The sequence below is a fragment of the Pseudarthrobacter arbutini genome (genome assembly GCF_054510915.1).
In genome coordinates this window covers 74,314-86,083 of the sequence record NZ_JBTNDQ010000015.1, presented here as the reverse complement: position 1 = coordinate 86,083, position 11,770 = coordinate 74,314, and the positions used below count along the sequence as shown (strand labels likewise).

Sequence of the window (11,770 nt, the reverse complement as noted above, 5' to 3'; positions counted from 1 at the left end):
GTCGACGCTGGTGTGTGCAGCCGCGCCAACGACAATTTTCAGAGTGGTGACCGCTCGTGATCCTTCATAATCGTGCGAAGCCAGTCATCGAGCGGCTTGACCGCCTGAGGGGCAGTCTTGCGTGTGGCAAGGTGCTCTCTCAGGAGAGCCGACGGCAAGTGAGGCTTGACCTTCCCCGACTTCTTACCTGTGGAGTTCCATCCCTTCGAGCCAAGCCAGGCCGCCAGCTCCTCTTTGCCTGTGACGCCTAATGCGTATCTATCCGACGCCGCCTGGTCAACCTCGTTCTCGCCCGCCGGTCCGAGCATCTCAGCGAGCTTCTTCTGACCGATCGTGTCGAGCAGCAGGCCTTCAAGATCGGATGCCAGAACGAACGCATCCCACCTTGCAAGGCCGCGATTGAGACTCGCCTGCTGCTCAAGTGCGGCCTTCAAGTTCGATACCGTTGCATCCGCCAAGCCGTGCAAAGCCTGAAGCTCACTCTGGGACGGGGCAGGCTCTCTGGCTTTGAGGATCTCCAGCAACACGCGCTTGCCTTGGCCGCCTGGCTTGTGCACGCCGTCTTTGTCAGTGATCACGTACGCGCGAACGCCGAAGTACTGCGCCAAACCCACGAGATGCTTGATCGTGTCGATACCCGACGCTTCGATGACAGCGATACCCATGGCATAATGGCCGCCCGCCCCGCCGGTGATGCGAGCGAGGAGATGGTCGATCAGGAGTTTGTCACCATGGCCTTCGACAAGAACAACCGAGTTCGCGAAGACGAGCTCACTATTTGTTGCGTCGCAATATCTGGTCAGCCGGCCCTCTTCAGCCTCTGTCAGCTCCTGACGACGCGCGGTGTAGTTGGTGCCACCGGAACTGAGTGGAAGCCGTACGATGCGGCGGACCGAGAATGAATCCACCAAGACGGGGCTGTGGGTAGTCACAAGGAGCTGCGCACCTGCTGAGATCTCCCGAAGGATCTTTGCCATCGCCCGCTGCGTCTGCGGATGGAGGAAGGCTTCAGGCTCCTCTATCGCGAACACAACGTTTCCACCCGCCTGCTGGCTCTGAGAGGCCACGTACCGAAGGATCCCGAGCACCATCGCGGACTGGAAGCCGGTACCGCGTTCGGCGATCGAGACCTCAACCTCGTCCCGGCTGGTGATCACAGCCTCCTGGAGCATCCCTCGAAGAGCATGCCTTGAGTCAGGCAAATTTATACCAAGCTCACGCTCCCTAAACGGAAGCTCCGTCGCCACGGCGACGACGGACTCGCTGAGGACCTTGTGCACGAGGTCCTCAACTGGTTTGATCGCATCCTCGAACTCCTTCTGAAGCTGAGTCTTGCGCGAGCCACCCGATCTCACGAGCACGCCCTCAAGCGTCTCGTACAGCCTGACCAGCGACTGGTCGTTCTCACCCGGCCCAGATTCGCTAACGCGGACGGACGGGATCTTCACGAAGCTGAACGATTGCAGTACCGCTCTATAGAGCTCACTCGCGCGTGCTGACTTGCGACTCGCTTCATACGTGATATTCCCGCCCCGGGAGCAAGAGATCTTGATCCAGAAAGTGCCGTTCTTGAGGACCGCGTCGGCGAACAGCTCCTGCTCGGCATCGGCAAGTCCCCCGAAGTGCACCACAACGCTGGACATCATCCTGGGGCCTCCCTGCACGTAGTACTCGTGCAATGGCTTCAACCGCAGCAGCTCCGACCCGGTCGGGTTGGCGAAGAAGGTCTCCAGCACACGGAGCAGCGACGACTTCCCGGCATTGTTCGGACCGGCAATCAGCTGGAGCTGCGGATCCAGCTCAATGCTCAGCTTCTCGAACCCAAGCAGCCGCTCTACGTCAACGCGATCTATGTGCACGCGGGTCAGTCTATAGGCGTAGCTGCCCGAGGAACGGGATTGACGTCACCTGCACGGCCGAAACAAGCTCACGCGTCCATTCAGCTGTTGGCCCGCAGCATCGGGGCGGACTCTAATAGACACTCACCGAGCCATCAACGGCTCTCTCAGACAGGCAGATTCCACGCCAGCGATGACCTCTCACCACATGCCTAATATGAACAGAGATCCCGCTGGCACTGAACGTGACCTTCGCGAGCTTCCATGCGAGGTGAAAAGGTGGTTCCCTGGCTTTGTTTTCATCGTCGAGAAGTGGAAATTACACTCGCAGTGCAAGCCAGTCGGTTTCCGTAAGTCCGCCTGACTTGGGAAACTTGGCGTATGACGGACGACGACGGCAAGCGCGAACGAGCTGCGCCCGACAATGGCGACGAGGTCGCGGTTGTAAACCCTTACGCCGGTGGTGGTGGAGGCAGCACCCTCGGTCATCGAGTTGCAACCAGTTACCTCGCTGACATGCTACTCGGTGCCGCGCGCCCAGAGACCGACGAGCTTCCTGTGGTGAAGGTGGCGTTTCAAACTAACCCGGCAGACCCGGTCGATGATCTGCGCGTGGAGGCCGAGAAGGACGGTGAAAGTGCCGTCGTTCACGTTGCGGTTCGACGCTCTCCGCAGTTCATGAAGAGCCATACGAAGACCGCGAAGCTCATTGGCACTCTCCTGGACCAGGTCGACACCTTCGAGGAGGAAGACCGCGCTTATGTTGCGGTTGCCCTCGCAGGAATGACGAACTCTCATAGAGAGGTCCAGCGCCTCGCTTCCCTCGCACGGGACAACGTGGCCGAGGTCGAGTTCTATGCTCAGGTTCACGAGCCGGAGCGTCACGCTGGCTACGCAAAGCGATACGACCACCTAATCGGACTGGTTGCGAAGGCCCGGCCAAAGACGACTCAGGACGAACTTCGGGGCCTTGTCTGGTCGCTTCTCAACCGACTCTGGATCTTGAACTTCCGCGTCGAGTCCGACGACGAAACGGATTGGGTGGAGATTGGCAATCGGCTGAACCCGCTCGCGCGGCCAGGAAGGAGCGGTGCTGATGTCCGCAACCATTTCCAGTCGGCCGGGGCGACGCAGTTCGATCAGAAGGGCACGGTAATTGGTCTTCCCCTACTTCGGCGCAAGATCCACTCCGTTCTAGCATCCGATGCTGGAAGGTCAAAAGCTGCATGGGCGCAGCTCGATGTCGAACAGAACTCTGCGATGGTTGCCGTCCGCCACGAGTTGGCTGGCGGGGTCGACCTGCCGCGCACGAAGATGCGGGAAGCTCTCCAGGCCGAGCTCTCCGTCGCCGGGATGGCCCAAAAGGCCGTCCTGATTACGGGCGAGTCAGGAACCGGCAAAAGTGCTCTAACACTGGCGACGGCCTCGGCGCTCGCCGCGGCCGACAGCGACTTTCAGTATGTAGTCCTCAACTTGCGAAGGACCCGCGACAGCGTGGCCGCATTGTCAACGGACCTCGGTATGCCGCTCGCCGACGTGCTCAGCGAGATGTCGGCACCATCCCGCGTCCTCATCGTCGATGCAGCGGACGCAACAATCGAAGGGCGCGCCCCGCTCCTACGAGAACTCGCGGCAGCCGCACACGCAGCCGAAGTCGGGCTGACCCTCGTCGCCGCAGACACCGCGGTTGAGGACGCCGCCAGCACCCTGATCGGCATCTACCCAAACCCACGGAAGTTCGAGGTTCCCGGGCTCGACGACGCCGAGCTGCGCGTCGTGCGAGATGAGGTGCCGGCAATCGCCGGCGCGCTTCGCAACCTGCCGACCAAGTCGCTGTATCGGCGGTTGGCCGTTGTTGATCTTCTAGCTCGGACCGGCACCACGGTAACCACGCCGCTGGAGGACTGGGATTGTCTTGAGCTGATCTGGAAGAACCTCATCGGCCGCGCCGCAGGCGGGAGTTCAGCGGCAGCGCGAACCGAAGCCCTCCTTGCCATGAGCGAGGCAGCGCTCAAACTTCCGGCGGCGGAGAGATCCTACCCTCGCCCCGACCATGCAGCGCTCGACGCTCTCCGGGCCGACCTCCTGGTGGCGCCAGAGAACCTGCGCAAAGCCGAGCCCGAGTTCGCGCACGAAGAAGTCCGTCGCTTCGCGACAGCCGTGCGCCTCGTACGGGCACCTTCCGTCACAGAAACCTTGAAAACATCCGGGCCCATGCGATGGTCGATGTCCGCCGCCAAGCTCGCATGCGAAGGCAAGCTCACCGATGCGGACGATCCCAACGCTGAGCTTGCGGCACTGATAGCCCAGTTCGACGCCCTCGGCGACGATTCCACGGCCCGCTGGAAGGACGTGCCGCTTGAAGCTGTACTCGAGATGCCGAACGCGTACGACCTTCTCAGGCACATCCTCGACGCAGGTGCCGCCAATTCGTACGACATTCTTGCGACGTTCGTCAGAGTCGTTTCGCTCCACCAGCGGCACGAAAACATGGTCGACGTGCCACGCGGTGAGCCGGTCGTTCGCCTCCTGATCGAGGAGGTCAACGAGCTGTGGCACCAGGACGACGAAGTGTTCCGTTTGGTATGCGAATGGCTCAACTCGGCCCTTCTGATCGGGTTGCCCGCCGGCAACCAGACTCGGATGGCTCTAAGGGAGCTCCTACTTGACCACTGGCGGAGCCACCACCCGCCGACCGCTCCCGTAGACAGCTCCACGGAGCCTAAGGAAGAGGTCGTGTTCAACGTCTTTGTCGGCTACACGAAGAAGAGACGACGCCAAAGCACCCTGAACCGGCAGATTACCCAGGAGCGGTACATCCAGTTGGTCGCGCTCCTCGGCCCAGATATCAACGACGATGTACGCGCCTGCCTGTCCGAGGTGGCTGAACACTCGCCGTCGAGACTCCAGCCGGCAGTCGACCTCGACTGGAGCGCATGGGGTCTCGGTTCGTACGACCCCAAGTTCCTTCTCCAGCTCACCGAGGCCTACTACATCGACAACCGGGGTGGTAGCGGCTCGAGACTCTGGAACGGCATTCGCGACCACCAGCCACGCGGCTTCCGAAGTTTGAGCAACCACGGGTATGGGTCGTTCTGGGTTCTGATTCGGATGTGTCCGCTCAAAGACTGGGTTCCGGTCGTGAACCGGATACTAAACCATGCAGCAACCATCCGTTGCCTCGCTGAGGACGGCTCAGGATCTGTCGCTGCCGGCTCAAAGTTCACGCTTGCGATCGACGGCACCGAGCGAGCCTACGTCGGAGACAGCAACGTGTGGGGATGGTACCGCGGCAACACCAACGGGCCGTACCCGTGCATGAGCGCACTCCAGGCTGTCGAACGGTGGGTCGACCGCCTGGTCGCCGGTGGGGCTCCGATTGGAAATGTGGCGACAGTGCTGTTGAAGGGATGCGAGAACCTGGCCATGCCTGCAGTCATTTTCGGCGCCACCATCCGTCACTTAGCCGACGACCCGAAGGTGCTTGATCGGTACCTCGTCGAGCCGCTCGTCTGGGACTTCGACTCCATCCGCGCTACCCATGAGACCGTTGGATTCATGCGCGCGCCCGATGACGGCATCACAAATCCCGACCGACGTAAGTGGTACCTGCGCGACATCGTAGGGTTCCTCGCGCTAAGCGCCGGCCCAGAGCGCCAAGCAGAGCTCAGAGACTTGGGCACGAAGCTGGTCGCCAACGCCGCCCGGTTCGACGCTGGCGAGTCCACCGTCCAGCGCTGGGCAGCCGCCCTCGACGCGGACAACATGACGACCGAACCCACAGAGGGCGGAGTGCTCATCTCGGTCAAGGAGCCCAAGGTCATCGAAGAAGAGCTCGCTCCACTGCGAGCCGACATGGCCCGCGGCAACCTCCTCATCGGGCTCCAGAACAAGTACTGGATTCCGGCACGACAGCAGAAAGAAGGTTGGACGCCGCCAACTCCAGCTGAGATTGCGGAAGACCTCGCACTGGTTAAAGACCTGCAGGACAACCCACCTGAATTCGCAGCGTCCGAACCGTGCCTCGCACTCGCCTACGTTGCATCAGCCGCAGTCCGTAGCACGGCCGCAGGACATCCCGAAGCGTTCGGGGAAAACGCTTCCTTCGCGATCACTTCCATCCTGGGCATCCTCGAACGGGCTGCGGACGACGCCGCACACGACAGCGATGCACTCAGGTTTGAGAACGACATTGGAACGCGGGCAGCTGCCGCCGCAGCCATCCCGCACCTGATTCTTCCTGAACTTGCCAAACAACTCGAGACGGCCGGCGCAACCCCCGACGATGTCGCCGCGGCGGCCGCGGCCCTCGGTCCGCTCGCAGCGACGGACACCTGCCTGAAGTTCGCTCGCGGGTGTGATGCCATCTGGGAGCATCCGTGCTCAGGTGACCCATGTATGCATCTGACCGCCTACCAGTGGGCGCTCGACCTCGCCCGGCTCTGCGAAATCGGCGAGTTCGATGACGCGCTTCAGCAATTCCCCCAAGTCACGGTAACCGGCGGCGTCATGCTTCGAATTCCGGAAATTCCACCGGAGCGGCTCGACACGTCTCGCCTCAGTGCGCCCATCCGTGCGCTCGGGCGCGCCGCCTCATCCAGCGCCTGCGTCGGGGAGATCGCCCAACAGGACCTGCAGACGCTTCTGAAGGCACAGGCACACGCCTTGGTCAATCAGGAGCTTTCCGAAGACGGCTACCTTGTCGATGACCGCGGCGCCCAGACCATTTCCGCGGCACGGGCACTGCTGCACATCCGGTCGCGTGTGGACGCAGTCGACGACCTCCTGCTTGAGTACGTCACGGCCCTCGCCCCGGCCAGCCACGTGTTCAGCGCGTTCCTGCGGGACTTGGCAGCGGTCGGAGCGGAGACCCAAGAGCTCGCTGACGCGGCGAGAGAAGCGTGGCCGACCCTATTCGCACACGTCCTGGACCGGGTGGACGTGAACAGGGCCATCAACGACCGAGCAGATAGCTTCAATGAATACGCGTTGAGCCACCTCCTTCCGAATCACCCTGCGACTACCCAGTCACTGCACGACGAGCTCGGTCGCCACGCCTTCGAGTGGGTGAAACCCGACGATCTCGTGGATCTTATTCCTCAGTGGCTCCCATACGCAGCTGGCAGATCCTCATGCCTGCTCGAGCTCATCCGGTTCCTGCGCCAACTCCCCATCGAGACGCAGCTGAGCAAAGGTCTGAGCTGGCTTGACGCGCTGTGCCTTTCGCAAGCGGACCGACAGCTCGTCTCCTATGCGCCGATGGACGAGTGGCTGGTGGAGGTCAAGCCCGAGGCCGACGCACGAGGTGCCGGAAGCAACTGGCTCAACCTCGTCGACCGTCTGGTGTACGCAGGCAACAGGACTCTCGCAGAATACTCACGCTGAACACACGAAAAAAGTGACTAACGCAGTTCGGACAAGCCACGCGAGCGATCCGGCGCCACCCGGGTTGCAAAAGCCGTGTCCCGCAGCAGATTTGAAGGCTTCATTTCGGCTGGGATCCAACTGCTACAAACCGCAAAGGTGACACCATCCGCGGCCGTGAGATCGTCCAATTACGCCGCGTCTAGAGGTCCCCGATTCGAAAGTGATCCGGAACGATGCCTCCTCCACCCGGAAGACTGGCAATGGCAGCCTCGTGCCCCACTCGACCGATTGCCAAATCGGCCGCCTGGCACGTGGCAATCAACAGCTCAAGATCACCCCCGCCAAATCCCGCGATCAAAATTGGCGATGAGCCCTCATTTTCCAACTGTCCAAGAATTCTTCCCCCACTACCGAACGATGTCCCATTCCCCGAGCTGGACCGGTAGGTAGGAGCGGAAAACGTTGGAAGGCGCGACTAACCGATTTCTGGCTTGTTGCCAGCAGCCCTGATCGTCGCGTGTTTCTTGAACCATTGCCGCAGGTTCTTTCGCGCCCGGCTGCTCCTGACAAAATTCAGCCATTCCTGGCTGGGACCTGCGTCTTCCGCCTTGGAAGTGAATATCTCTACCCAGTCGCCGTGATTAAGCTCGGTGTGGAGCGGGACCAGCTTGCTGTTGACACGCGCGCCAATGGTCCGGTGGCCCACTTCCGTGTGCACCGCATATGCAAAATCGACTGGAGTCGATCCGATGGGCAGAGCCATGATCTCGCCCTTAGGCGTGAAGACAAAGACCTCCCGAGCATTTATCTCGTACCGTATGGACTCGAGGAACTCCTCTGGGTCCGAGGTTGCTTGCTTCCAATCCACTAATGATCTTAACCAGCCCAAATCTTCGTTTCGAGGGCCGTATGGAACCACCCCGGTGAGGTTCGCCTGGTCCCTGTGCTTCCTATGGGCCCCATACTCCACCCTGCGGTGCATCTCATGGGTCCGCAACTGGACTTCCACAGGCTGGCCGCCAGGACCGATGACCGCAGTATGCAGTGATTGGTACATGTCGAATTTAGGCATGGCGATGTAGTCTCTATAGCTCCCAGGCACAGGATTCCAACGCGAATGCAGAGTGCCGAGGGCGGCATAACAGTCTCGCACCGAATTTACTAAGACCCGGACGCCTACAAGATCATTAATGTCGTCAAAGTCTGTATCTCCGACGATCATTTTTTGGTAGATCGAGTAATAATGCTTTGTCCGTCCTGAGATTGCACACACAATTTTTGCTGCCCTGAGGTCATCGTCGATTAGGCGAATAACCTCACTAAGGACTTGCTCACGGTCCGGCATGCGTTGCTTGACCATACGACCGATTTCCTCGTACACCTTGGGGTACAGCATTTCGAAGGACAAATCCTCAAGTTCTGACTGCATGACAGTAAGACCGAGCCGGCCAGCGAGTGGTGCGTAGATCTCCAGATTCTCCCGACCCGTTCGGGCAGAGAGTTCTGCAGACGTAAATTCCCAAGCGCGGGCGTTTTGCAGTCGGCCCGCCAGTTTTATCATCAAGACACGGATGTCCTTGGCCATGGCCACAACCATCTTGCGCACGGTCTCTGACTGCGCAGTTTCTCCGAAGGTGACACTGTCCAACTTGATGACGCCGTCGACCAAAGCAGCGACCTCATCGCCAAAGTCTCGGCGTAGATCCAATTCGCTTAGACGCCCAGCCCGGACGGCGTCGTGCAACAGCGCAGCAGCCACCGCAGCGCCTTTCACGCCCAACTCGATGAGTATGTGAGCAACCGCGACAGCTTCAGTAATGTAAACCTCTCCGCTGCTGCGATCGGGACGTACGTAGGCCCTTTCGGCTGCGGCATAAGCTCGCTCAACAAGCGCTATGTCAGCCTTCGGGTCCTGTGCACGGACAGCGCTTACTAAGCGCGCCAGAGCGCCCGACGGACGAGCAAGGGAATCAATCAGCGGCAGAAGGTCCGGATTGATTGGCTCCGCCTGGTCCGGCTTACCGAGTGCGTGCAGCGCCCGTTGTTGGACGAACAGCCCGAGCGAAGAATCCGTGGCAATCAGGGAAAGTAACCCGCGAATGTCGGGATTGGCAGACGTCGCAAGCACGTCGATGGCTAGGTCCACGGAAGTGCTAGTTTGGAGGTCAGCAGAACCGGGCTCAGATTTTAATCCAGCAATCCGTGCGCCCAGTGCGGAAATCGCCCAAAGCCTTACGTCCTGACTTCGCATCGCTTCTGCGATGATCCGCATCAAGACACCATCAATAAGTTCCGCGTCGGCGACGAGGCTAAGTCGCCGTATTGTGATTATGACGTCCTCAACACTTGATTCTATTTGCGAGTTTAGCAAGCGTTTAAGTCGCGCTGCGAACGCCTCCCGCACTACCCCTGGAAGCTCTAAGCCGTCCTCCACTATCTGGGTAACAAGATCGGCTCCCAAAGAATCGGCTGCCGACACTCCACTGACAAGCCATGCAGCAAAGCGTTCCTCACGAATCCAAGAATCTGCGGCAAAGCGAATGAATGAGTGCTTACGTCCAAGGGTGCTATTTAGCTCATTCAGCTGTGCAAGTGCAAGACGGTTTGTTTCTTCGACTTCCGAAAGTGCCCAGGAGGCCAAGTACTCGGCAAGCGTCTGATGCAAGAACTTAAAGGAAGCCCCCTCTTGCACAACAACTCCACTGCGACGGGTGATTTCGTGGCTTAACTGCACCCAGTCAGTCGACCTCATGTTCAAGGGTCCAGTCGACGCGTCAAGGGCCTTGCCGAGATCCGGTAGTTTATCCGTGGAAAGCCAGTCCAGGGCAACAACACCTATGGTGTGATACACGCGCTCAACGACGACATCAACATGGCTTGTGGCCGAAGGCCCAAATCGGGAAACGACCGCGGCGGCCTGCATTAAGGCATTGCTGGGCCCTCGCCCATAGAATCGCTCGCGGAGAGCTAGCATGAAGTTCTTGTATATCGCGGTTCGCGTCTTCGGAATCTGCAGATCCGGATTCCAGCAATACAACTGACATACCATCGTCAACATCAATGGATTTCGGAGAAGTGCAAGGTCGCGCTGATCACCCAATTGCATCAAAACTGCATGCGTACTACTTTCATGGTCCTTCTGCCCCATCGCCCTAAACCAATGCCCTAACACTTCTTCGACCTCATCGGGCTCGAATGAGTGGATCTCCCATACGCCACCCGATGTATTCTGTCGAATAGTCTCCAACTCAGCGAAGGGCAGCGGCCTAGTTGCAAAAACTATCCCGCAGTGACCGTTGGGATCGCCGGACATATATTCAACGGCCTTTTTAACAATGGCTGATCGAAAAAGTGGGTCGAGAACCTCATCAAGTCCATCGATAACTAGTTGCCATCGGCCTCCAGGCATTGGATCATTGTTAAAGAATGCTTCCGAAAATCGACTTTCCCCATGGCAAAGCCGAATATTCATCACATCTCTTATGGTTGCTGCAATTGGGCGCTTGATTTCAATCTCGGAGGCATCGATTAAAATGGGCACGACGGAGCCAACTCCGGGGCTGAAATTTTCGCATAATCGGCGGCACAACATACGAAGAGCGCTTGACTTACCGCCACCGGGCGCCCCTACTAACAGACCGCCGCGCATAACGTCCTCCAGAGCGGGGGCTTCGCGAAGCCGGGGAGCTTCATCGAAGCTAGGAGAAGCGAGTGAATGCAATCCCCCGTCCACCGCCTCTTCCCTTGCCGCCCATTCCAAACAGGCTTGTCGAACATGCACCGAAGAAAGCGGCGGTAGTTGGTCCTCGATCAACATGCCGGCATACGGGTGGGTATCGTAGTATCGAAGACTAGCTTGGACGTAGTCTTTGAGTTCTCTGGTCGCCCACGACCATCTCCCCTCACGCAACTGTTCGTCGCCCAGTGCGTCCAGCCAGTCAGGGAACAAGTTTCGCTCTTCTGCTGGTAAAAGCCTCAATACCGGGGCAAGCGGTTCTAGGTGGGCTCGCGTCTCTTGATTTGAATGCGAGACCAATCCATATACCCCGCCTGTCCTCAGGTTTATCACCGGACTTCCACTGGCTCCGGCCCCAGGTGCGAGTCCAGTCACACGATAGCGAAAAAGTCCGTTTGTTCCCAGATTGGATTTTCCGACGGCGGTTAGTGTTGCCGGCTGCCCGGCGTAGTCGCCGACGGGAAAACCGTACGTGACGAGAGAGTCGCCCGTTTCAACGATGTCGCAAGACATGACGAATTTTTCATTTAACTCGCCCCCGGCCAAGTCGTGCGGGGCCCCCTCCAGGTGGCGGGCCGAAGGAGCAGGCCGCAAAATAGCGGCGTCGCCTACGCTAGCCTCGACAAGAAAATTGGCTTTCTGGCCGGAACGAAGCTCAACATCTACAGAAGAGTAGTCACGAAGAACGTGAGTTGCCGTCGCCAGCCTTCGCGGAGAAACAAAGAACCCCGTGCCGAGGAAGACAGGTTCACTTCCACTCGGAGCCGGCGCCCAGAGTCGAACCGTCGCAGCTTCAAGAAGCGGCTGCCAGAAGAACCCTTCGATCACT

Annotated in this window: 2 protein-coding genes and 2 pseudogenes; 1 reads left to right on the top strand and 3 read right to left on the bottom strand. The window is 59.4% G+C overall.

All coding sequences use genetic code 11. The features are described 5' to 3' along the window. Positions 1-38: 38 nt before the first annotated feature. Positions 39-1,859, bottom strand: coding sequence for an ATP-dependent nuclease (locus ACX80V_RS16915; RefSeq protein WP_485844106.1), 1,821 nt, complete (start codon positions 1,857-1,859; stop codon positions 39-41). A gap of 360 nt (positions 1,860-2,219) precedes the next feature. On the opposite strand from ACX80V_RS16915, the gene ACX80V_RS16910 reads away from it, so the two are divergent. Then, a complete protein-coding gene (locus ACX80V_RS16910) occupies positions 2,220-7,223 on the top strand; it encodes a hypothetical protein (RefSeq protein ID WP_485844105.1) in 5,004 nt (1,667 codons plus the stop codon). 502 nt (positions 7,224-7,725) lie between these two features. Here the strand turns inward: ACX80V_RS16910 and ACX80V_RS16905 are convergent. Together ACX80V_RS16905 and ACX80V_RS16900 are read right to left on the bottom strand one after the other, a co-directional pair. Further along, positions 7,726-9,189 (bottom strand): annotated as a pseudogene (locus tag ACX80V_RS16905) (RelA/SpoT family protein); the annotation flags it as partial. A 2,061-nt stretch (positions 9,190-11,250) separates the two neighbouring features. Continuing rightward, a pseudogene (locus ACX80V_RS16900) lies at positions 11,251-11,769 on the bottom strand (trypsin-like peptidase domain-containing protein); the annotation flags it as partial. Position 11,770: the final 1 nt, after the last annotated feature.